This is a genomic window from Vibrio sp. 10N.222.55.A1, assembly GCF_041473835.1.
Classification (GTDB): Bacteria; Pseudomonadota; Gammaproteobacteria; order Enterobacterales; family Vibrionaceae; genus Vibrio; species Vibrio crassostreae_C.
The window spans coordinates 85091-108590 of sequence record NZ_JBFRSX010000036.1; the positions used below are offsets into that span (position 1 = coordinate 85091).

Genomic DNA, 23500 nt, shown 5'->3' on the forward strand with positions numbered 1-23500 from the left:
CAAGAATGGCTAATGTGCCTATGGTTAACCTCACTAAAAAATCGACAAACATACCACGCCTCTTTTAACCAGACTGTATGATCCCCAAACTCTTGCTCCAGCTAACCTAATTCTACTGCTGCCTTTCAAACCATTGAAAAGGCTAGCTAATCAGTTGAATTAAGTTAACGGTGTCATCCTTTTACATCTGGTAAACACTCTATTTATTACACCGTTAAGCACGATGTAATCTGAAGCAAGGTAGTTTACTTATTGTTCATTTTAGCTCAAATTTCCACCAGCATTAGACTTTAGTCTAACTGTATAGATTTTGTGACATAGGTCGCTCAAAAGTGAGATTCCTATAAAAAGGGGGAGAGATAAAGTGAGTCGGGGCCAGCTTGAAGAGGTGAAGCAAAGAGAAGACAGGACTAGATAGAAGCGAACCTAAGCGACATCATCGTAGCTAGGACACATAGAGACCGTATTACGACCAGACGATTTAGATTCGTAAAGCGCAACATCGGCACACTTGTATGAGCGAGTACTGTTACTTGTTAAATCAGTAAAGCCAACACTCACCGTTACCTTAGTTCCGGCTGCCAGTTCAATCTCTATTCGCAAGCGATCCAATACGCGCTTTGCTTCTGGCAGAGACGTGTGTGGCATCAAGAGTGCAAACTCTTCTCCTCCGACACGTGCAACAAAGTCCGTCCCACGAAGGCTATCTTGCAGAAGTTTAGCAACACCAGCGATCACACGGTCACCTTCGTCGTGGCCAAGCTCATCATTGATTCGCTTGAAGTTATCGATGTCCACCAAGGCTAAGCAGGTGGTCGCTTCGATCGGGTAACGCTCAACTAAGCGAGAATAGTAGGCCAGCTGCTCTTCGAATTTTCGTCGGTTCCAGAGATTACTCAAAGAGTCACGTTCACTTAAAATCCTCAAACGTACCTCAAGCTCCTTCCTTACGGAAATATCAACCAACGAGGTGATGTAGTAACTGACTTTGCCTGAATTGTTTTTGACCGCATGCACTCGCATGATCGCAGTAAAAGGAATACGCAGCTTGTTCTTACACTGAACCTCCCCTTCCCATACTTCTTCTTGCTCTAAATGACTCCAAATAGCCGAGCTTGAGAGCACTTGGTCGGTATTCTCAAGCAGCAACTGCAATGCATTTTGACCGATCACCTGTTTTTTGCAGTACCCAGTCATGTTCTCAAATTCGTTGTTGATCATCATTGTGCGGTGCTGCTTGTCAGAGATCATCACTGCCGACATACCATTCAATGCGGCTCGTGCCAATTTACTCTCTAGGCTTCGGCGTCGGCAGTGCGTCACCAGGTAAGCAAACGGGAAAGCGAATATCAGCACCGTAATCAGAACAATGATCTCTTCATGGGCCAAATCATCTAGATCACGCTCAGCCCGATCCATCAGTTGCTTTTGATTAAGTTGAATCAGTAAATGGACCTTTTGACTGTTCGCGAGCATAACCGTGTTAAAGGCAAACAAATTACCATCTTCAAAAACGTATCCCACCTGATCATTGGAGATCGCATCCCACGTCTTCGGCGCGATATTTTTCAGGTTATAGCCTTTTCTTTCAGGAATAGAGTCTCCGAACAACTTACCGCTGTTGTTACTCGCGATGAAGTAACCCGCGTCATTGAGAACTTCTGCTCTAAGATCGTTATCTGGTGAAAAGCTCAGACGCGACGATAAGCCCCATACATCAAGATTGATGACGAGGTAGCCTACTCTTTCGTCAGGGGTTTCTACTGGGGTAAAGACACGGATTACCGGCGAATAAGGGAAGGTGACTTCACCATGCTCAGTTTCAAGCTCAATACCCCAACCGCCAATCTGTTCGGCTTCTAGTTTTTGAGCGTATTGGAAGTAGTTAGAATCCGACCTATCTTGCAGCTGTTGAGGAAACGTCACTCTACCGGTATCAGAGGAGTAGTTAACACGCACCAATTCTTTGCCAGTGACATCTAACAGATGGATTTGTGTATACCACTTCTGGTTCACGAGAACAGATTGCCAGACCTCTTCAAGTAGATGTTTGGTTTGGTCTGAGGGAGAGGAAGCAAAGTTAACCAAGCTCTGGCTATGACTGAGTAGCTCCATGACCGAGACTAACTGAGTCTTGAGAAGATCATAATCTCGCTTGGCATACACTAACTGATGAACGGCTTGCTTAGCTGAGTAGTCAAAGCTCTGCTGTTTTACTTCTTTGTAGCGCTGCAAATAATACAGACATACTGCAGAAGACAATATGATAGAGATAATCAGCAATGTAATTATTGATTTTTTATTTCGCATTGCTAACTCAGATGAATGGAAGTGCAGCGCGGGATTATAGCACTCTATAAAATTAACAAAATAAAAGCCGCTTAAAAAAGCGGCTTTTAAGTTATTTTTTAAAGACTTATCGTCTAGGCTTTCAACGCACGTTCGCCTCGTGCGATGCCAACAACACCACTTCGAGCAACTTCAAGCACTTCCGTCACTTCAGACAGTGCCTGAATGAAGGCATCCAGTTTCTCGCTAGTACCCGCCATTTGAACCGTATATTGAGAAGCCGTGACATCAACAATCTGACCACGGAAGATATCCGCTGTGCGCTTCACTTCCGCACGAGCAAAGCCGCTCGCACGTACTTTTACCATCAACAGCTCACGTTCAATATGCTCAAGCTCAGACACTTCTTGTACTTTAAGTACGTCGATTAGCTTATGTAGCTGTTTCTGAATCTGCTCAAGCTGCATTTCGCTCGAGTTAGTAGTGACGTTCAAACGAGACAGCGTCGGATCATCGGTTGGAGATACGTTCAAAGACTCGATGTTGTAGCCACGTTGAGAAAACAAGCCAACCACACGAGAAAGCGCACCAGGTTGGTTTTCCATTAGTAGTGAAATAATGTGTCTCATATTATGTTCTCTCCGTTTTGCTTAGCCACATGTTATCCATACCCTCGCCTTTGATCTGCATTGGGTATACGTGCTCGGTGTCATCCACACTAATATCGACAAATACCAAACGGTCTTTCATCGCTAGTGCTTTTTCCAAACCTGATTCCAGTTCATCCGGAGATGAAATGCGCATACCAACGTGGCCATAAGCCTCAGCGATAGCAGCAAAATCAGGAACAGAGTCCATATATGAGTTAGAGTAACGGCCTTGATAAACAATGTCTTGCCACTGTTTTACCATGCCTAGGAAACGGTTATTAAGATTAATAATCTTAACCGGGATATTGTATTGCAGTGCTGTCGACAGCTCTTGGATATTCATTTGAATACTGCCGTCACCGGTTACCACAACCACCTCTTCATCTGGCTTAGCAAACTTAACGCCCATACCAGCAGGCAGGCCAAAGCCCATCGTGCCTAGACCACCAGAGTTAATCCAACGACGTGGCTTGTTAAACGGGTAGTATAAAGCAGCAAACATTTGGTGTTGACCTACGTCAGAAGCAACATAGGCATCGCCATTGGTTACTTTATGCAGTGTTTCAATTACTTGCTGTGGTTTGATGCGCTCAGACGATTTCTCGTAAGCTAGGCAGTCACGCTCTTGCCACTGCTTGATTTCACTCCACCAGCTTTCAATCGCTTCTGCATCGTTAGTGCCGCCTTGCTCAACGAGCAAGTTCACCATGCTCTCTAGAACCTTTTCAGCAGAACCTACAATCGGTAGATCCACTTTTACGTTCTTAGAGATCGAAGATGGGTCGATATCAATGTGCATGATCTTCGCATCAGGGCAGTACTTATCTAGGTTATTAGTCGTTCGATCATCGAAACGTACGCCAATACCAAAGATCAAATCCGCATTGTGCATCGCCATATTGGCTTCATATAAACCATGCATGCCTAACATACCCAAAGAGTTCTTATGGGTGCCAGGGAAAGCGCCAAGCCCCATTAGGGTGCTTACCACAGGTAAATTCAGTGCCTCTGCTAATTTTAACAGCGGCTTATCTGCCTCAGAAATAACCGCACCACCACCGACATAAAGTACCGGCTTCTTCGCTTCAAGAAGGGCTTTTAGCGCCTTTTTGATCTGACCTTTATGACCCGTAACCGTTGGGTTATACGAACGCATTTTGAGCGTTTCTGGGTATTCATAAGGAAGCTTGATTTGTGGGTTTAAGATGTCTTTCGGCAGATCAATAACCACAGGACCGGGACGTCCTGTCGTTGAAATATAGAATGCTTTTTTAACGACTTCAGGGATATCTTCCGCTTTCTTAACTAAGAAGCTGTGTTTAACGATCGGGCGTGATACACCCACAATGTCACACTCTTGGAAGGCGTCGTTACCAATAAGGTTATTTGGTACGTTACCAGAAATAACAATCATTGGGATTGAGTCCATGTAGGCTGTTGCAATGCCAGTAACGGTATTGGTCGCACCTGGACCAGAACACACAAGTACTACGCCCGGTTTGCCGGTAGAACGAGTATAGCCATCTGCCATGTGGGTAGCAGCTTGTTCGTGTCGTACTAATACGTGTTTGATTTCAGCAGTTTTAGCATGCAGCGCATCGTAGATATCAAGTACAGAACCACCTGGGTAACCAAAGATTTGTTCTACACCCTCTTCAATTAGAGACTGCACCACCATCTCAGCGCCGGATAACATTTCAGCGCCGGATGACATGGCTGTTTCAGGTTTTGTTGTCATATTGCTCTCCTCACCAGTTTCCAATCATATTTGGTGAACATGTTGGGCTGGTTTTTCATAGTCTAGGGCTTATTCGTAGCCTAATTCGAAATACTTCCACTTTTTCGGCTATGGCTGTCTGTCGTGATAACAACAAACAGTAATACGAAACAACTTTAACGCTTTATTATCATCTGGTCTAACACCTGTTATTCGGCAACTGTGCCAAAAAACCAACTATTAGCTCAAAGCATTAAATAAAACCCAACCCAGCCCCCCACGCTAGGTTTAAACACTAGTTAGCGAACAAAAAAAAGCACTTAATATTTTAATAGATTGCTATTTATCGATAAACCACGAGCTTGCTGGTGTGCGCTTTCGCACATTGTGCTGTGTCATTAGATACAAAAAATCCCCCTAAAAATGCAATCACATTCGTAGGGGGATTTTTAAACAACTGAAAATTTATCTAAGCAGAAAACTACTTATCTTTAGGCTTTTCGTTGTACATTTCTTCGATTTCGTCTTGATACTTATCGTTGATAACTTTACGACGCAATTTTTGAGTTGGTGTCAGTTCACCATCATCCATAGAAAATGCTTTTGGTAGCAGTTTGAATTTCTTCACTTGCTCAAACTTAGCCAGTTCTTGCTGTAGGTCATTCACACGCTTTTCTAGCATCTCGACGATTTGGTGATGCTTAACCAGCTCAACGCGATCGTGATACTTGATATTAAGCTCTTTGGCGTACTCTTCTAGCGAGTCATAACAAGGAACAATCAGCGCAGAAACGAATTTGCGTGTATCAGCGATAACAGCAATCTGTTCGATAAAGTGATCTTTACCAATCGCACCTTCAACCACTTGCGGGGCAATATACTTACCACCAGAAGTTTTCATCAGCTCTTTGATACGATCAGTAATGAACAGGTTACCATTTTCATCAAAATGACCCGCATCACCAGTTTTCAAGAAACCGTGCTCATCGAATGTCTTAGCTGTCTCTTCTGGCATCTTGTAATAGCCACGCATCACCATTGGACCACGAACAAGAATCTCGTCCTTCGCACCAATTTTTACTTCTGCGCCCGGCATCGACATACCAATCGAATCAGGGTTAAAACAGCGGTCATCCCAACAAGATACTGTTGCTGTGGTTTCTGTCATGCCGTAACCAAGTTTTACGTTGATACCGATAGCATGGAAGAAACGACCAATCGTCTCATCAAGCTTTGCGCCACCACATGGCATAAAGTTGATGTTGCCACCTAGTAGAGCGCGCAGTTTAGATAGCACAAGCTTATCGGCTAGTGCATGGCTCTTTTTCAGAATTAACGATGGAGTACGACCTTCCTGGTGACAAACTGAAAGCTTTGCTCCCATGTTCACCGCCCAAGTAAATAGCACTTTACGAATAAATGGCGCTTTAGATACCTTCTCGTGAATCGCAGAGAAGATCTTCTCATAGAAACGTGGAACCGCACACATTACTGTTGGTTTCACATCGCTTAACGCATCACGCACTTGCATCGTGTCTTGCAGGTAGCAGTTGGTTGCGCCTTTATAGAGAACGTAGAACGTCCAAGCACGCTCAAATACGTGTGACAGAGGTAGGAAACACAGTGAGACATCGTCTTTGCTTAGGCTAAGGCGCTCATCGTGGCCTTCTAACTGGTAGCCAATATTGGTGTAATCAAGCATTACGCCTTTTGGCTGACCTGTGGTACCAGAGGTATAGATAAGAGTCAGTAAGTCGTCCATGCTTGCATCAGCAAGACGCATGTCAAGTTCAGCTTGTTGTGCTTCAACGCCACGCGCCATGAAGTCAGTCCACGATACTGCAAAGTTGTGGCCTTGGAGGTCAATGTCATCAGACATAGCAATAACCACTTCTAACTGTTCGCACTCTTCAAACAGGCTAACAGCCGCATCGAATTGAACCTGTTCGCCAACGAATAAGATCTTCACATCTGCGTTTTGGATGATGTAAGAAGACTGTGCTGCTGTGTTCGTCGGATAAATCGGCACAGTCACAAGACGCGCTTGTAAAGATGCAAAATCTGCCACTGTCCATTGAGGCATATTATTCGAATAGATACCGATCTTATCCTGAACTCTCAGTCCTTGAGCCAACAGTGCTAATGAAAGCGTATCGATTTGTTGTCCAAACTGTTCCCAGCTAATGCCTTGCCATACATTGTCTACTTTGTGCTTCAAAGCTGTACGGTTGCCGCCTTGGGCAATTTGGTCACGAAGTCTTTTTACGATATGAAAATCTAAATTGGCCATCTCTTTACCTTTGGCTTACACCTGTAAGCTTTTTTGAGCGCACAAGTGTACCTCTGATCATGGAAAAGGCAACTGATGAAGCTCAAAGTTATAAGTAATAGTACGTCTCACGCTAAGTTTTCTATCAACAAAAATAGCAGGTACAAAAAAGCCCCAAGCCAGTCTCCTAGCTTAGGGCTTATAAATCATAGGGATTAGTGTCTAGTTAAGTGCCACTACTTCGCCACAGATCATCATTAACTGATCTCGTAACCAAATGTGTCCTTTGTCCTTTTCACTTGATTCGTGCCAGCTTAGGAAGCCAGAAATCGCCGCATTATCGAATGGGAAATCTAGAATCTGAAGCTGCTCTTTGTTTGCTGCATGTTCTACCATCCAACGAGGAGCAATTGTTACTAGTTCAGATTGGCCTACAACGTAAAGAACGTTGCTTAGGCTCGTGCCTTCGTAGAAAGGCATGCAGTCTAGGTCACGGTAAGCTTGCTCAGAGAAGCTACGTTGACCATGGATGCGAGACAGTTTTGCGTGCTTTTCGTTAAGCAGCTCTGCCGCAGAAACTTCACCGTTGATACGTGGGTGAGAAGCAGAAGCAACCACAACTAATTCGTCTTGGAAGATTTCAGTGCTTGAGAAGCCTTGCTCATCAAAACGAGCGTAATCAATAACGAAGTCGATTTCTTGGTAGCGCATACGCTCAGAAAGTTGACGATCGAATTCAGCATCCATGTGCAGTTTCACGCTAGGTGCTTGCTCGTTGATTGTCGACATAATCTTAGGAGCAAAACGCATATCACAAGGGCTGCAAATCGCTAGTTTGAACAGGCGAGAAGACGACTCTGGAGAGAACACAGAACTTGGTAGTTCGTTGCGTACTAACTGTAGCGCTTGGCGGATTGGACCAAACAACTGACGAGCACGTTGAGTCGGTTGAATACCACGACCTTGACGCATGAATAGTTCGTCGTTAAACATCACTTTTAGACGAGCAACAGCGTTACTTACAGCAGGCTGAGACATACCCAGATTGTGAGCTGCACGTGTAATGTTTTGCTCTTGCATAACTGCATCAAATACAGTCAAAAGATTTAAGTCGACTCCACGAAGTGTGCTTTCCATTCTGTAGCTTGCAATAGCACTCATTGCGTCTTTCTTATCTAACATTCAAGTTGCCTCTTGTCGGTTCGACAGCGTTAAATTGGTAATGGTATGAGAATAGATAACCACTAATTCTTATATTTATCAGACCGATGTTTTTCGGATTGACATTACTATTAACCAATGCATCTCGAGCTACCAACAAGATTGATAAAGAATAATTTTATTTTACCTTAATGATTAAACAACATCTAAAAATCAATTATTTATAGAGTTATAAAAAAACATAAAATGCGTCACTTATGAGTTTAATTTCGACTTATTTAGCTGTTCTATCGTTTGGTTACATTTGTTACAACTTATTGAACTCGTGAATTGTTCAACCGGCCAATTCAGAAATAGCACTTATGAGTTAGGTGAGCGATGCATAACTTGGAAAGTCGACCTTGTCCCAAAGTTGCTTTCTTAAATCATCTTGATTAGACCAATTCCCTGCTAATACCCACTCAACGAGTGCACTTGCCACGTCTGGATAGGTGACCACTTCGGCCTGTTTTTCACTGAGCCAAGCGCGCAAGATAGCCGCATCTAAAAACGTCATGGTTTGAGCTAACCCAAGGGCCTCTAGCGTCGCCACATTGCTCTGTTGTTCGAACTGTCCTTCGAGTGGTTTGAGAAGCAATTTCTTCCCCAAAGTTAGGGCTTCAGATGGCAATTCAAAGCCGCCATTTGCGACCACACCAGAGCACTGATTGAGGTCGAATTGAAAGCCCGCATGACTCAGTGGTTTGAACTCAATATTTTCAACTCGGCTATGCTCAATCACATCCGGGTGGTAACAGACAAAGTTTTGCGAAATGAACTTCATCAGCAGCTCTGAGATCGACTCAAGATCCTCAAATGGCAAATAGACCAACGTAAAATCTTGTGTTGTTTTTATTTGTTGATCACCAACCAGCGTGTGAACGATAGGCGGCAAAATCGGCTGTTCAAAGTGATACCAGTGCAAGCCAATAGAGTGCTCGGTTGGGGCGAAATGTTGAATCACTGAATGTTCAATCCAGTTGCCCCCTTCTTTGGGTACATCATAACGAAACGCATTCTGGTGGCTTATCCCAATGCATGGCACACCTTGTCTCTTAGCCGCCCATGCAGTGACAGGCTCAAAATCATTAATCACTAAGTCATAAGGCGTAAGATCGATCTGGTTAATCTCACGGAGAAATCGCCAGATGTTGTTCTTCATGAATGTTTTGCCGTATTTAACCTGCCCCTGCTCGCTGTAAAAAGTTAAGCCGCTGCGGGTCTGATAGTTGCCAAACGCTTCCATCGAAAAGTATTTGCTCTCATCTCGCCCAGAGAACAGAAAATCGACATCAATATTTTGCTGACGAAAAGCGACGGCCATTGCTCTCGCTCGAGCGATGTGCCCATTTCCTGTGCCTTGTACGCCATATAAAATTTTCATGCATGTTCCTTTAAATTTACCACTTAAGCTCGGCAGTGGTTGCCAACAAAATAATTACAGGATGAAGCTGATAGCTAGGCTGGTACAAGCGATGCCCAAGGCTGCGCCAATCAGTACGTCCGTTAAAAAGTGCACACCGAGCAGGATTCGAGAGCCTGCAATCGCAGTTGCCCACACCAAGCTAAAGAGGTACAAGATCGGATAGAAATGCCCGATTAGGGTCGCCATAACAAAAGCAGCAGCGGAATGCCCTGAAGGCAGACTGTATTTATCGGATGGCACAATATGAGAGTGAAGTAGTGAAGAGAATTCAGCTGGTCGACGGCGCTTGAGGGTATTTTTAGCAAACCAGTAAATAGGCAGTTCGATTGCGAAGGCGGTTAAGCCCACCAAAAGAAAGTCTCGACCGGTGTTGCTATCGACCAGCAGTGCAATCAAGGCAATCAAAACATAAAGGTGTCCATCTCCAGTATGAGACACCGCCTTACTGAGTGTCGCCTGTTGTCCGCTATAACGGCTGTTTAAACAGAAAACAGAAAATGCCACATCCCAGCGGACAATAGGTTCGATAGTACGCATACAATCTCCTTAACAATCCTTATTCAGTTAAGGCTCAAGTTATGCTCCTGAAATGACAGTTAAGTGACGTTTTGAATGAACTAAAATGAATTTTGAGGCGAATTGACCGCTTTCGCTAAGCAAGCTGATGAGGCCTAGAAACTGTCGATAAAAATAAAGCGACCCAAGGCCGCTTTATTCTTCTATGTTTTTACTTCTTTATATAAGCAAGCAAACGCTACTTCTATCGTGTTAATGGTTATAGCGTTCGCTAATGATAATAGTGCTCGCTAATGATAATAGCGCTAAAGGCTATAGCACTAAAAGTTATAGCGCTAATGGCTCGTGCTTTTTCACCAAACCGAAATCCGCCAATATCGCGTAGGCCGCTGGGATCATAAACAATACTAATAAGGTCGAGGCAAATATGCCGAATACGATCGAAATAACCAGTGGCTGGATAACCTGAGCCTGTAAGCTGGTTTCCGTCAACAGCGGTAGCAAACCTGCCGCAGTCGTCATTGAGGTCAAGAATACCGCTCGGAAACGCTCGCGACTGGCTTTCACCACCGAGTCATGCACGCTATCTCCCTCATCGACATGGTGACGAATGTACTGCACCAACAAGATGGAATCATTAACCACAATACCGGCAAGCGACACAAAGCCCATCATGCTTGGCATACTCAAAGAATGGCCAAGTATCCAGTGACCAACGACCACCCCAATAAAAGCGAGTGGAATCGCTAACATCACGACCACAGGCTCTAAATAGCTTCTGAACTGATAGCTAAGAATCGCAAACACGCCGAATAAGCCGAGCAAGAATCCTTTGCCCATCGAAGCGCCAGTCTTGGCTGCATCCTTGGCCTCCCCTTCGAAATCAAAGCGTAAACCCGGGTACTTCTGAATAAGTTTGGCGGCTTCATCTTTTTGGAACTGAGCCAAAATCGCGGATGAACTCGCTTTCTTATTATCAATATCACCAAAGATACTGATGGTTCTCAACCCATCGATACGTTGGATTCGCACATAGTTACGCTGAAAATCTAACGTTGCCAATGTTGCTAATGGAATCTGACTGCCGTCTGCAGTGATGATTGGGAAGTTAGCCAGCTGCTGTAAATCACCCGCTTGTTCTTTATCAAGACGAACTTCAATCGAGATATTCTCAACACCGATTTGAATCTCATCCGCTGTCTGACCAAAGAAAGCCGCACGTAATTGGGAAGCGATCATCTGTCCATTCACATTGTAGGTCTCAGCGCCCGGACGCAGCTTCACCAAAATCTCTTCTTTACCCATACGCATGTCATCCAGCACGCCGTGCACGCCATCAAACTGATTAAGGTATTCCTGAATATCCAAAGAAGCCGATTTCAATGCGCTCAGGTCATCATGCTTAGCACGAATCTCAATCGCACGGCCGCCCGGTCCCATGGTCGGTTGCTTGAAAACTAACGAGATAGGATCAGCCAAGTCACCGATGTCTTCTCGCCATGCATCAATAAAGTCATCAATAACCGTGTTACGGCTCTCAGCTCCGCGTAAGTCTAAGCGCACGGTAGCTAAGTGCGGACCAGATTCGTTGGCATCTGCGTTGGCATTAAATTGGCTAGTAATGTGCTCAACCAAGGTGTTGCCTTCTTCGACCTCTTCGCTCCACTGCGCATTTAAACGCTCGGCTGATGCAACAATCTTATCGACCACTATCTCGGTTTGAGACAGTGACGCCCCCGGCGGAAGAATGATACGCGCCTCGGCAATATCGCCATCCAACTCAGGGAACGGTTGGAATTTGACAACACCACCAGCAATCAAGGCGACCGAAAGTAACAACAGCGTAATCACTCCGCCCATAAAGGCGTAGCGGAAGGTCACGACTTTCTCAACCATGTTCATCAAAGTGGTATTACGGAAGTTCTCAAACTTCTCAAGCAACACCACTTTAAAGCGCAGCGCTGGCTTATCGTTTTTTTCTTTATGCAGCGAGTGAGACAGGTGATTAGGCAGAATTAGGAAGGCTTCGATTAAGCTCAACGACAGCACCAAAATCAATACTTGAGGAACGGCCTTAAGCACCGCGCCCATCTCGCCATCTAGGAACAGTAAGCTACCGAAAATACACACCGTGGTTAAGAAAGAAGACAACACTCCGGGAAACACTTTCTTAACGCCGTTGTACACCGCATCATCGACGCTTTGTCCCCTATCTAAGTGGGAGGCTATCGATTCGGCTATCACGATGGCGTCATCCATCATGATACCAATCGCCATCAACAACCCGACCAGCGACATAATGTTAATCGACAAACCAAGGTTGGCCATTAAGAACAAGCCACCAAGGAAGGCCACTGGCAACCCTGCCGCCACCCAAAATGAATAACGTAAGCTGAAGAACAGCCACATGGTGGCGAACACCAGCACAATACCTTGCCAGCCATTGCTCACCATCATGGTTAGACGATCCCAAAGCACAGATGAGAGATCGTTGGTCATTTGTAGTGTCACGCCATCAGGAGCAATCGCGCTTTGATCTTCAACGAATCGTGTTACGTTCTCTTTGATTCGCAGCGCATCGTCTTCTTTGTTCTTACTGATCTTAAGCAGCGCTGAAGGCTTGCCATCAAATAGCACCTTTTGCTCATCAAGCTCAAAGCGGTCGGTTATTTTGGCTATGTCTCTCAAACGAATCACCGAGCCATTAGGCGCAGATCCAACCACGATGCTTTCCAGCTCAACAGGCGTAACTCGTCTCTCGTCGAAACGAATCAGAAAGTTTTTGTCTGGTGTTTCAACGTTACCACTCGGCAGTTTTACATTCTGTCGACCAATTTGATCCGCGATATCACCGACACTCAAACCCAACTGACGAATAGCTTGGGTATCCAGTTCCACTCGATATTGATGATCCGAGAAGCCGCTAACCTCGACCAAAGAGACATCGTAATCAAGCTTCATGGTGCGCTTAAGATCTTCCGCGTAGGCCTTAAGTTCTGGCCACGACGTTTCGGCTGTTATAGCGATATCGACAACCGGTTCATTCCAATCTAGCTCTTGAACAACAGGCGATTCAATCTCAGTTGGGAAATCATTGATCGAGTTGATCTGGGTTTGCACATCCACCAGCATTCGGCCGATGTCCGCTTTTTCATTTAACTTTAGAATTAAACGAGCGCTGCCTTCGATGGCTTCACACTGAGTTTCTTCAATGTTGGCTAAGCCGTCTACTGCATCTTCCATTCGCACACACAAGCTCTCTTCCACTTCTTGTGGAGAGGCGCCGGGATAAACAATCGCAGCCATAATGTAAGGCGGATCGTAAGCGGGGAAGGTTTCACGTTTGATGGTTGATAGTGAGCTTATACCCAAGATCAACAACCCAAGCATCAACAAGTTTGCTGCTGTTGGGTGCCGAGAGAAAAACTTGATCATGACGCACTCTCCTGAGTATCTGATTCAAGCTCAGCCTCTTCAGAGTTGGACTCTCTCAGTAACATGCCTTCTATTGCTGGCAGGACATCATTGAGAACCAGTTTATCTCCAGTTTGTAGCTCTCCACTCACAACCACTTGATTGTCTCTGCGATAAAGCACTTCAACATTGACCACTTGCAAACGCTGGTTGTCATCCATCAGGTAAACCTTATCACCATGCAGTGCTCGCTCTGGAACCACCCAACTTAGATTCGCGACACCCTCAATCTCGGCTTTGACAAACATACCGTTAACCAAAGGCGTTGCGCTGTCTGGTTGCAATTGCGAGTAATCTTGAGCGATCTCGAGAATAATCCCCGCCGTCGCTTGGTTTTCATCAACCGTTTCACTGATTCTTGCCACCTTCGCAGGCCAACTGAGGTTAAGGTTGCCACTGTTAAGTTGAATGCTTGCTTTGATTGGCGCTTCATAAGGATTAGGGATTCCTGCAGCATCACGAGGGAACTGGTTAAAGCTGGAGGCTAAAGTTTGCATATCGTGAATAGAAAGTTGCGCCTCCACTTCCATGACATTAATCCCGTGAGCAATAAACATCTCCTGCTGAAGGTTAACTACTTGATTTTGTTCGATATCAACCTGAGCAATTCGCATCGCTCTTGGCAAAGTGATCGTGGTCTTATCGAGAGAGCGCTGCGCCTCTTTTACCTTAGACACGTTGACCTTAATCACCGCTTCCGCAACACGCTTTTCATCTGGCATCAACGCGATTTGGTTCGCGATATCTAATACCAACTTCTGCTGAGACAATGCGCTTTGTTGTTGCAGGTCGACATCCGATTGAGAGGTGAGCCCTTTCTTACGCAGATCCTGTTTACGTTGTAGCTCTTTATTGCTGATCACCAAACGATTCTTTTCGATCTTAAGAGTCTGATTAAGGTTGTCTTCTTCTTGATTCAATTTCGCTAATGAGGTTTGGCTTGATTTTAGATCCGCCTCTGCTTGTATCAGTTTCAATTCGTAATCCAATGGATCAACCTTGAGCACGACCGTTCCTGCAGGGATCACCTGGCCTTTTTCAAGATCTGGATGTCGATACACGATCTGTCCTGTCACCTCAGCAATCGCTTTCCATTCAACTTTAGGCACCACTTTGCCAAAGCCGACCGCTAACGGCGCTATCAGTTGTTGTTCTAGGCTCACAGTATCAACTAAGCGAGCCCTATCACCCGCAGGTTTGGTTGGAAGATCCGGCTTCAAGTTAATCGCGGCGACAAGGCCAATCACACCAACCGCAAGTGCTGGAAAGAATAGTAGTTTTTTATTTATTTTCATTATCTTTGGTCCTGCACGGAAGAAGGGCTCGGCGCATTGATAAAGCCTTCAGTCATCAGTTGAATGTTGTGTTCGATTAAACGATTAAGAAATTCTTCATTAATTTCAATCCCATGGATTGCCAATAAAGGCGGCGGAGCGATGAAAGGAAACACCATCAAGCTTACATACGAAACACGGCACAATTTTGGATCCATGTTCTGTTTTAAGATGCCTTGTTCAACCAGCTTTTCAAAAATGACATCTTGGGCTGGCTTTGCAACATCGAGGAAAACCTTTTCGAGCAACTCTCTTTGCACTTCAGAGGGAGGCATATTCATCACTTGGGCTATCAAGCGAGGAAACTTCGGCACCTTGACCATCTCTTTGTAGTAAGTCCTCATTAAATCAAGAAAGTTCTCATGACTGCTTTCTTCAACCAACCTCTGCATCTGCAATTGCATCGGTCGTAGCGTTTCACGCAGCATCGCTTCAAACAGCCCGGCCTTACTACCAAAGTAATAGCGGATCATCGCTATATTCACACCCGCACGCTCAGCAATCAGGCGCGTCGAGACCTTGTCGTATGCTTGAACGACAAACAGATCACGAGCATGCTCAATCAATAACTGTCGAACATCTAAGTTCTTTTGAGGTCGCCCCGCTTTTCGTGCCGTCATGGCAAAAATCCATCTCTATAATTAATCAAACGATTAATTATAGGGATAAATCGACATGGTTGTAGAAGATTAATTACTCACTATTTAATCAAGTGATTAATTAATTTAGCCACCCTTTTAATTTTATTGGTGAATCGTTCCATCAAAAAGATTTACTACAAAGTTTTAACCTACACATCAGCCAAACGATAAACTAACCGCCCAGTACAAAACACTCAATCAGCTGATAACACCAGCAAACAACACGCAAGCAGCACAAACCAAAAAAAAACACCGCCAAAGCAAGCTGATATTGGATTTTCTTGTTTGACGCTCAGAATAAATTGCGGTAAATATGATGTTAACAGTTTATTTACGGATATTTGTGTAATGATTTTTTCTTCTTCTCGACTGCTGAAACTTCTCCTTATCGTGAACCAATCGCGCGGGTAAGTTGTGGGTCAAGAACTACACAAATATTAAAACCCGCGCTGAGCGGGTTTTTTTGTAACTGGCACTTTTAAAAGAACATCATTCTTAATAATAATTTGGATAGCAATCGATTCATTATCGATATAAGGAAGCACCCATGAACGATCAAGTGATAATTTTTGACACGACCTTACGTGATGGCGAGCAAGCGTTGGCTGCAAGCTTAACGGTAAAAGAGAAATTACAGATCGCTTATGCACTTGAACGACTGGGTGTAGATGTTATTGAAGCGGGCTTTCCGGTGTCATCACCAGGCGACTTTGAGTCAGTACAAACCATCGCAAAAAATATTAAAGACAGCCGAATCTGTGCACTTTCTCGTGCTGTAGCGAAGGATATCGATGCCGCTGCAGAAGCGTTAAAAGTCGCTGAGCAGTTCCGTATTCACACCTTCATATCTACATCAACGGTTCACGTGCAAGATAAATTACGCCGTAGCTACGACGATGTTGTCGATATGGCAGTAAAAGCGGTAAAGCATGCGCGCAACTACACAGACGATGTTGAGTTCTCTTGTGAAGATGCCGGTCGTACACCTATCGACAACCTATGTCGTATGGTTGAAGCGGCAATCAACGCGGGCGCGAAAACCATCAACATTCCAGACACAGTGGGCTACACAGTACCTAACGAGTTTGGTGGCATTATCAAAACGCTATTTGATCGCGTTCCAAACATCGACCAAGCAATCATCTCTGTTCACTGTCACGATGACTTGGGTATGTCGGTTGCTAACTCAATTGCAGCTGTGCAAGCGGGCGCTCGCCAAATTGAAGGCACAATCAATGGTATTGGCGAACGTGCAGGTAATTGTTCTTTAGAAGAAATAGCAATGATCATCAAAACTCGTCAAGAGCTTTTGGGTGTTCATACTGGCTTGGATCACAAGGAGATCCACCGTACCAGTAAGTTGGTAAGTCAGCTTTGCCACATGCCAATTCAAGACAACAAAGCAATCGTCGGTGCTAACGCATTCAGCCACTCTTCAGGTATTCACCAAGATGGCATGCTAAAGAACAAGAACACTTATGAGATCATGACTCCTGAGTCTATTGGCTTGAAAAACAAAGCCTTGAACCTAACAAGCCGTAGTGGCCGAGCCGCTGTTAAGAGCCACATGGACGCAATGGGCTACAAAGACAATGAGTACAACCTAGATTCATTGTACGAAGACTTTTTGAAACTGGCTGACCGTAAAGGCCAAGTATTCGATTACGACCTAGAAGCACTAATGCACTTCGCAAATCTACGTGACGAAGATGACTTCTATAAACTTAACTACCTAAGCGTACAATCTGGTAGTGTTATGTCTACCACCAGCATCAAGCTGCAATGTGGTGATGAAGAGAAGTGCGAAGCGGCTGTCGGTAACGGACCTGTTGATGCTTTATACCAATGTATCTACCGCTTAACGGGTTACGAAATTGCATTGGATAAATTCGACCTTACCGCGAAAGGTGAAGGCGAAGATGGCTTAGGCCAAGCTGATATTATTGCTAACTATAAAGGCCGTAAGTACCACGGTACGGGCGTTTCAACGGATATCGTTGAGGCCTCTGGTCAGGCGCTACTGCACGTTATTAATAGCATTCAACGCGCAGACACCATTGCTGAAATGAAACAGCAAAGAATCGCAACAGTTTAAACACCCAATAACAGAGCCCTAGAGCCGATGTTATTGGCTTTAGGGACAAAATTTAAAACGAGCGAAAGAGCTCAGTAACAAGAATTAAAGGATTAACATGACTGATAAATCATACAAGATTGCCGTACTACCTGGTGATGGCATTGGCCCAGAAGTAATGCAGCAAGCACACAAAGTGCTAGACGCGATTGAAAAGAAGCATGCGATTAGCTTTTCTCGTGAAGAGTATGATGTTGGTGGTATCGCAATTGATAACCACGGCTGTCCACTTCCAGAAGCGACAGTAACAGGCTGTGAAGAATCTGACGCAGTACTATTTGGCTCGGTTGGCGGCCCTAAGTGGGAACACCTTCCACCAAACGATCAACCAGAGCGTGGTGCCCTACTTCCTCTCCGTAAACACTTCCAACTGTTCTGTAACCTACGTCCTGCACAAATCCACAAAGGTCTAGAGTCTTTCTCGCCTTTGCGTGCTGACATTTCAGGTAACGGCTTCGACATCGTTGTAGTTCGTGAGCTAACAGGCGGCATCTACTTCGGCCAACCTAAAGGTCGTGAAGGCGAAGGCGCAACTGAGAAAGCTTTTGATACCGAGGTTTACCACCGTTACGAGATCGAACGTATTGCCAAGATTGCGTTTGAATCTGCACGTCTACGTAACAAAAACGTTTACTCAATCGATAAAGCAAACGTTCTGCAGAGCTCTATCTTATGGCGTGAAGTGGTTGAAGAAATCGCAAAAGATTACCCAGATGTCACGCTAAACCACATGTACATCGACAACGCGACCATGCAGCTAATCAAAGACCCATCTCAGTTTGACGTAATGCTATGTTCAAACATCTTTGGTGACATCATCTCTGATGAGTGCGCAATGATCACTGGCTCTATGGGTATGCTTCCTTCTGCAAGTTTAAATGAAAGCAACTTCGGCCTATACGAACCAGCAGGTGGCAGCGCACCAGATATCGCAGGTAAGAACATCGCAAACCCAGTCGCGCAAATCCTTTCTGCAGCCCTAATGCTTCGTTACAGCCTAGGCGAAGAAGCGGCAGCACAAGACATCGAAGCAGCGGTTTCTAAAGCACTTTCTGCAGGCGAGCTAACGGCAGACCTTGCTGGCAAAAACCAAGCGCTGACTACCTCTGAAATGGGTGACAAGATCGCTGAGTACATCTTAGCTTCATAAGCTAAAGGCTCCGATTAGAAGCAAGTACATAAGAATAATATCAAGCCAAGTCAGCGTAAACCGCATGACTTGGCTCGAAACAAACACTGGGACTGATGCTCCCAAGGAAGAAAAGCTATGTCGACAAACCAGCACGCAAAAACCTTATACGAAAAAGTTTATGACGCTCACGTTGCGGTTGCAGCGAAGGGCGAAACACCAATTCTTTATATCGATCGTCACTTAGTTCACGAAGTAACGTCACCTCAAGCATTTGATGGCTTGCGTGAGAAAGGCCGCAAAGTTCGCCAAGTTGGCAAGACTTTCGCGACCATGGATCACAACGTATCGACACAAACTAAAGACATCAACGCTTCTGGTGAGATGGCTCGTATCCAAATGGAAACGCTATCGAAGAACTGTGAAGAGTTTGGTGTCACGCTTTACGATCTAAACCACAAATACCAAGGTATTGTGCACGTAATGGGTCCTGAGCTAGGTATTACGCTACCGGGCATGACCATCGTATGTGGTGACTCGCACACGGCTACACACGGTGCATTTGGTTCACTAGCATTTGGTATCGGTACTTCAGAAGTGGAACACGTTCTAGCTACGCAAACGCTAAAACAAGCTCGCGCTAAAACCATGAAGATCGAAGTAAAAGGCAAGGTTACTCCTGGCATCACTGCAAAAGACATCGTGCTAGCGATCATCGGTAAAACAACGGCTGCTGGCGGTACTGGCTACGTAGTTGAATTCTGTGGTGAGGCAATTACCGACCTTACGATGGAAGGTCGTATGACAGTATGTAACATGGCAATCGAGCTTGGCGCTAAAGCAGGCTTAATCGCTCCAGATGCAACGACATACGAGTACATCAAAGGTCGCAAGTTCTCTCCAGAAGGCGAAGACCTAGAAGCAGCAATCGAATACTGGGATACGTTAAAAACCGATGCTGATGCAGAATTCGATGCAGTTGTTACATTAGAAGCGGCAGACATCAAACCACAAGTCACTTGGGGTACCAACCCAGGTCAGGTTATCTCAGTAGACACACCAATCCCTGCACCAGAAAGCTTCGCAGACCCTGTAGAAAAAGCATCAGCTGAAAAAGCGCTGGCTTACATGGGTCTTGAAGCCGGTAAATCTCTATCTGATTACAACGTAGATAAAGTGTTCGTGGGTTCTTGTACTAACTCTCGTATCGAAGACATGCGTGCAGCAGCAGCGGTAGCGAAAGGCCGTCAAGTAGCGAAACATGTTCAAGCGCTTATCGTTCCGGGTTCAGAGCAAGTTAAAGCACAAGCTGAAGCTGAAGGTTTGGATGTTATCTTCAAAGAAGCAGGTTTTGAGTGGCGCCTACCAGGTTGTTCTATGTGTCTTGCAATGAACAACGACCGCCTAGGTCCACAAGAGCGCTGCGCTTCTACATCAAATCGTAACTTTGAAGGTCGCCAAGGCCGTGATGGTCGTACGCACCTAGTTAGCCCTGCAATGGCTGCCGCGGCAGCGATCGCTGGTCACTTTGTCGATATTCGTGAACTTTAATTAGAGGATTTAACATGTCAGGTTTTCAACAACACACCGGATTAGTCGTTCCTCTAGATACGGCCAACATCGATACTGATGCGATTATTCCAAAGCAGTTTCTACAGAAAGTAAACCGCATCGGTTTTGGTAAGCACTTGTTCCACGATTGGCGCTTCCTAGACGATGCAGGCCAACAGCCAAACCCTGATTTTGTAATGAACGAAGCTCGCTACCAAGGCGCTTCAATTCTTTTAGCTCGTGAAAACTTCGGTTGTGGTTCATCTCGTGAACACGCACCGTGGGCGCTTGCCGATTACGGTATCCAAGTAATGATCGCACCAAGCTTTGCCGACATTTTCTACGGTAACTCGATCAACAACCAAATGGTGCCAGTTCGATTGACTGAGCAAGAAGTGGATGAGCTATTCCAATTCGTTGAAGCGAATGAAGGTGCAGAAATTACGGTTGATCTAGAAGCAATGAAAGTCAGCGCGAACGGCAAAGAGTACTCGTTTGAAATTGATGAGTTCCGTCGTCACTGCTTACTGAATGGTTTAGATAATATCGGCCTTACACTTCAACATGCCGATAAGATCTCAGAGTTTGAAGCTAAGATTCCTAGCTTCCTAAAATAATGAGACGTTTCTGAATAAATCTAAAGGTTGGCCAAGTGCCAACCTTTTTTATTTGGCTAAGCTTTTAACTTAACTTCATATGTTTATTTAAATGAAGAGCAATGAAAGAAAATGGTAAGCCTTAAGGTCTTAGTAGTCAGTCATCAGGAGAATGCCATGAAACAACTACTTTTTATTGTCAGCCTACTTTTCTCAACCTTAGCTTGGTCTGCGCCTAAATCCGATCTTTGGCCATACTGGAAGCAAAGCGACGAAACCAACCTAGAACAGGTATCTCATCAAGATTGGCAGCAATTCCTCGATAGCTACTTGGTTAAACAGGGGCAAAATACGTTAGTTAGCTATAAAGCGGTAAACACTGCCGATAAGACCAAACTTAAGCAATACATCAAGCAACTCGAACAGGTGAATCCGCTCAACTATTCAAAAGCGGAGCAGTATGCCTACTGGGTTAATCTATATAACGCCGTGACTGTCGATTTGATTCTTGATGCCTACCCGATCAAATCAATAACTAAACTTGGCGGACTATTTAGTTTCGGTCCGTGGGGGGATGATGTGGTAGTCGTTAATGGGAAATCACTGACACTCAATGACATTGAACACCGAATCCTAAGACCAATTTGGCAAGATCCTCGCACGCATTATGCAGTGAACTGTGCCAGCCTAGGTTGCCCTAACTTACAACCTGACGCTTTTACCTCTAAAAATACTGAAGCCTTGCTAGAGCAAGCTGCAACTGAGTTTGTAAGCAGTGACAAAGGCGTGATGGTTACAAACAATAAGCTTCAACTATCATCGATTTACGAATGGTTTGCTGTGGATTTTGGTACGAAGAAACAGCTTATTCAGCACTTAGAACAATATCGAATTGAAGCAGTAACCAATACTCAAAACATCAGTTATGAATACGATTGGTCGCTCAACCAAGCAAACTAGCTCTAAGGCTAAAGTTGATCACTAAAGTAAAAAAGAGGCGAGAGGTTTTTATTAACCTCTAGCCTCTTCTCAATTCTTTGACCGTATTTCTACAATTAAAAGCTTGAGCCCGGTTGCTGCAAGAACTCAATCTCTTCGGGAGTCGAAGCTCGCCCTAACACCTCATTACGGTGCGGATAGCGACCAAATCGCTCAATGATAACCTTGTGCTTAAACTCAAAGTCCAGATTATGCTCTAATCCCGTTTGAGAAAAGAGTTCCACGGCTTGTTCATGGACTAACAAAGATTCACTGTGCATATAAGGCATATACAGGAAGCTTTTCTGTTGCTCGTTAAGCTGGTGATCAAAACCACCCGCTACCGCCTCTTGGGCTAGAGCCAACGCCATCGGATCAGCAGAAAATGCTGTCGGACTTTTTCTACCAATATTTCGAGAAAACTGATCAAGTACGATAACCTCAGCCAATCGTCCTTGCGCAGTTTGGCGCCACTCAAATAGCTCGCCTTGAATGGCTGCTTTATGCAATTCAGAAAATCGAGACTCTATCAAAGTGTCAATCTCGGCGCCGCCAGTAAACCAATCTTTAGGCGTCAACTCATCGAACCAAAACTCTAGAACATCCTGATACGTTACCGTCATATAATTCCCTTTAATAAAAAACCGAGTAACTTTGTTATTACTCGGTTTAGTGTTCAATTACTTAAAACCTTTTACTTTCTTTATCAGGTCATAAGCATTCTGAATTTCTTGCGATTTCTCTTTCGCAACATTCATCATCTCAGGCGGTAAGCCCTTCGCCATCAGTTTATCTGGGTGATGTTCATTCATCAGCTTGCGGTAGGCTTTCTTCACCTCTTTACCGTCAGCACTTTCACTCACACCAAGAACCTTATATGCGTCGCCAAGTTGGTTCTGTTGCGAAGCCTGTTGCCAACCTGATGATTGCCCATGCCCCTGATGGCCACCAAAGCTTCCACCTTGCTGTTGGAAACGGAACGCAGCTTCTTGCATCTGCAAGCGGCGTTCTAGTTGTGCTGCCGAAAACCCAAGCCCTTGCGCTATTTTATGCAGAACTTGACGTTCACTCGGGTGCAAACTTCCATCCGCAAATGCGGCAGATACCTGAAGCTCTAGAAAGAACTGCAGAAGATCAAAACGACCACCCGATGAGATTTTAACTCGCTCAAGTACGTCGTTCAGAGGGAAGTCGCTCTCTTTGCCGTCACGGAATGCATCTTGCGCTGCTTTACGCTGTTCGCCATGCAGGTTCATACGCTCCATCATGGTAGAAGCGAGTTGAATCTCTTCTGGCGTTACCTGCCCTTTCGCTTTAGCAACGTGCCCCATAACCGCAAAAGCGGATTTAAAAAACTCGTTCTGTCTTTCTGCTTGGCTTGGACCTCGACCAAAACCAGAGCTATTGAAGCCTGATTGGTTCAATCCGCGAGCTTTATCGAATTGGTGTCCTAAAAACAGACCAAAAACTAAACCGAGTGGCCCTCCAAATAAAAAGCCAAAAAACGCGCCCAAAATTTTGCCAAATATTTGCATTATGTGTTCTCTATCTATGAATTTTATCTGAGTAATGCTGTCTGATGATGCTGAATGCTAT

17 protein-coding genes are annotated in these 23500 nt (G+C 44.9%); 5 read left to right on the plus strand and 12 right to left on the minus strand.

Features of this window, described 5'->3' with window-relative positions; all coding sequences use genetic code 11:
* Positions 1-426: 426 nt before the first annotated feature.
* From AB4493_RS12335 to AB4493_RS12380, 10 genes are all read right to left on the minus strand, one after another.
* On the minus strand, positions 427-2310 hold the full coding sequence (locus AB4493_RS12335) for a diguanylate cyclase (protein WP_017068819.1): 1884 nt from the start codon (positions 2308-2310) through the stop codon (positions 427-429).
* 113 nt (positions 2311-2423) lie between these two features.
* Positions 2424-2918 (minus strand): acetolactate synthase small subunit, encoded by a 495-nt coding sequence (gene ilvN, locus AB4493_RS12340; RefSeq protein ID WP_008219984.1) that lies wholly within the window; start codon positions 2916-2918, stop codon positions 2424-2426.
* A gap of 1 nt (position 2919) precedes the next feature.
* Complete coding sequence (locus AB4493_RS12345) at positions 2920-4677, minus strand: acetolactate synthase 3 large subunit (RefSeq protein ID WP_017062926.1); 1758 nt, start codon at positions 4675-4677, stop codon at positions 2920-2922.
* Positions 4678-5137: 460 nt separating this feature from the next.
* Positions 5138-6946: a long-chain fatty acid--CoA ligase gene (locus AB4493_RS12350; RefSeq protein WP_372155052.1), complete on the minus strand. Its 1809-nt coding sequence runs from the start codon at positions 6944-6946 to the stop codon at positions 5138-5140.
* A gap of 201 nt (positions 6947-7147) precedes the next feature.
* Positions 7148-8107, minus strand: coding sequence for a transcriptional regulator LeuO (gene leuO, locus AB4493_RS12355; protein ID WP_372155053.1), 960 nt, complete (start codon positions 8105-8107; stop codon positions 7148-7150).
* A gap of 346 nt (positions 8108-8453) precedes the next feature.
* Positions 8454-9509 (minus strand): MJ1255/VC2487 family glycosyltransferase, encoded by a 1056-nt coding sequence (locus AB4493_RS12360; RefSeq protein ID WP_372082794.1) that lies wholly within the window; start codon positions 9507-9509, stop codon positions 8454-8456.
* Positions 9510-9563: 54 nt separating this feature from the next.
* Positions 9564-10088 carry a phosphatase PAP2 family protein gene (locus AB4493_RS12365; protein WP_372155054.1) on the minus strand — a complete coding sequence of 175 codons (525 nt, stop codon included), beginning with the start codon at positions 10086-10088 and terminating at the stop codon, positions 9564-9566.
* A gap of 306 nt (positions 10089-10394) precedes the next feature.
* Complete coding sequence (locus AB4493_RS12370) at positions 10395-13502, minus strand: efflux RND transporter permease subunit (RefSeq protein WP_372155055.1); 3108 nt, start codon at positions 13500-13502, stop codon at positions 10395-10397.
* Positions 13499-14836, minus strand: coding sequence for an efflux RND transporter periplasmic adaptor subunit (locus AB4493_RS12375; RefSeq protein WP_050053092.1), 1338 nt, complete (start codon positions 14834-14836; stop codon positions 13499-13501). The genes AB4493_RS12370 and AB4493_RS12375 overlap by 4 nt, the downstream gene beginning before the upstream one ends.
* Positions 14836-15495, minus strand: coding sequence for a TetR/AcrR family transcriptional regulator (locus tag AB4493_RS12380; RefSeq protein WP_136973941.1), 660 nt, complete (start codon positions 15493-15495; stop codon positions 14836-14838). The genes AB4493_RS12375 and AB4493_RS12380 overlap by 1 nt, the downstream gene beginning before the upstream one ends.
* Positions 15496-16063: 568 nt before the next feature.
* Here AB4493_RS12380 and leuA point away from each other — a divergent pair.
* The 5 genes from leuA (at position 16064) to AB4493_RS12405 (ending at position 21886) form a co-directional block, all read left to right on the plus strand.
* The gene (gene leuA / locus AB4493_RS12385) at positions 16064-17611 is read left to right on the plus strand and encodes a 2-isopropylmalate synthase (protein WP_229647478.1); all 1548 of its coding nucleotides are present in this window, start codon (positions 16064-16066) and stop codon (positions 17609-17611) included.
* A 97-nt stretch (positions 17612-17708) separates the two neighbouring features.
* Positions 17709-18800: a 3-isopropylmalate dehydrogenase gene (leuB, locus tag AB4493_RS12390; protein ID WP_017061390.1), complete on the plus strand. Its 1092-nt coding sequence runs from the start codon at positions 17709-17711 to the stop codon at positions 18798-18800.
* Between the two features lie 117 nt (positions 18801-18917).
* Positions 18918-20330: a 3-isopropylmalate dehydratase large subunit gene (gene leuC, locus AB4493_RS12395; protein WP_372073167.1), complete on the plus strand. Its 1413-nt coding sequence runs from the start codon at positions 18918-18920 to the stop codon at positions 20328-20330.
* A 14-nt stretch (positions 20331-20344) separates the two neighbouring features.
* Positions 20345-20947, plus strand: coding sequence for a 3-isopropylmalate dehydratase small subunit (leuD, locus tag AB4493_RS12400; RefSeq protein ID WP_017062937.1), 603 nt, complete (start codon positions 20345-20347; stop codon positions 20945-20947).
* Positions 20948-21103: 156 nt separating this feature from the next.
* Positions 21104-21886 carry a DUF547 domain-containing protein gene (locus tag AB4493_RS12405; RefSeq protein WP_017061387.1) on the plus strand — a complete coding sequence of 261 codons (783 nt, stop codon included), beginning with the start codon at positions 21104-21106 and terminating at the stop codon, positions 21884-21886.
* Between the two features lie 95 nt (positions 21887-21981).
* On the opposite strand, the gene AB4493_RS12410 is transcribed toward AB4493_RS12405, so the two are convergent.
* Both AB4493_RS12410 and djlA read right to left on the minus strand, forming a co-directional pair.
* Positions 21982-22527 carry a DUF924 family protein gene (locus AB4493_RS12410; RefSeq protein ID WP_372155057.1) on the minus strand — a complete coding sequence of 182 codons (546 nt, stop codon included), beginning with the start codon at positions 22525-22527 and terminating at the stop codon, positions 21982-21984.
* A gap of 57 nt (positions 22528-22584) precedes the next feature.
* Positions 22585-23439 (minus strand): co-chaperone DjlA, encoded by an 855-nt coding sequence (djlA, locus tag AB4493_RS12415; protein ID WP_017061385.1) that lies wholly within the window; start codon positions 23437-23439, stop codon positions 22585-22587.
* Positions 23440-23500: the final 61 nt, after the last annotated feature.

Excerpts from the sequence above, each read along its gene's own strand:
- AB4493_RS12335 (WP_017068819.1), bottom strand. The coding sequence starts at position 2,310 with ATGCGAAATAAAAAATCAATAATTACATTGCTGATTATCTCTATCATA.
- ilvN (WP_008219984.1), bottom strand. The coding sequence starts at position 2,918 with ATGAGACACATTATTTCACTACTAATGGAAAACCAACCTGGTGCGCTT.
- AB4493_RS12345 (WP_017062926.1), bottom strand. The coding sequence starts at position 4,677 with ATGACAACAAAACCTGAAACAGCCATGTCATCCGGCGCTGAAATGTTA.
- AB4493_RS12350 (WP_372155052.1), bottom strand. The coding sequence starts at position 6,946 with ATGGCCAATTTAGATTTTCATATCGTAAAAAGACTTCGTGACCAAATT.
- leuO (WP_372155053.1), bottom strand. The coding sequence starts at position 8,107 with ATGTTAGATAAGAAAGACGCAATGAGTGCTATTGCAAGCTACAGAATG.
- AB4493_RS12360 (WP_372082794.1), bottom strand. The coding sequence starts at position 9,509 with ATGAAAATTTTATATGGCGTACAAGGCACAGGAAATGGGCACATCGCT.
- AB4493_RS12365 (WP_372155054.1), bottom strand. The coding sequence starts at position 10,088 with ATGCGTACTATCGAACCTATTGTCCGCTGGGATGTGGCATTTTCTGTT.
- AB4493_RS12370 (WP_372155055.1), bottom strand. The coding sequence starts at position 13,502 with ATGATCAAGTTTTTCTCTCGGCACCCAACAGCAGCAAACTTGTTGATG.
- AB4493_RS12375 (WP_050053092.1), bottom strand. The coding sequence starts at position 14,836 with ATGAAAATAAATAAAAAACTACTATTCTTTCCAGCACTTGCGGTTGGT.
- AB4493_RS12380 (WP_136973941.1), bottom strand. The coding sequence starts at position 15,495 with ATGACGGCACGAAAAGCGGGGCGACCTCAAAAGAACTTAGATGTTCGA.
- leuA (WP_229647478.1), top strand. The coding sequence starts at position 16,064 with ATGAACGATCAAGTGATAATTTTTGACACGACCTTACGTGATGGCGAG.
- leuB (WP_017061390.1), top strand. The coding sequence starts at position 17,709 with ATGACTGATAAATCATACAAGATTGCCGTACTACCTGGTGATGGCATT.
- leuC (WP_372073167.1), top strand. The coding sequence starts at position 18,918 with ATGTCGACAAACCAGCACGCAAAAACCTTATACGAAAAAGTTTATGAC.
- leuD (WP_017062937.1), top strand. The coding sequence starts at position 20,345 with ATGTCAGGTTTTCAACAACACACCGGATTAGTCGTTCCTCTAGATACG.
- AB4493_RS12405 (WP_017061387.1), top strand. The coding sequence starts at position 21,104 with ATGAAACAACTACTTTTTATTGTCAGCCTACTTTTCTCAACCTTAGCT.
- AB4493_RS12410 (WP_372155057.1), bottom strand. The coding sequence starts at position 22,527 with ATGACGGTAACGTATCAGGATGTTCTAGAGTTTTGGTTCGATGAGTTG.
- djlA (WP_017061385.1), bottom strand. The coding sequence starts at position 23,439 with ATGCAAATATTTGGCAAAATTTTGGGCGCGTTTTTTGGCTTTTTATTT.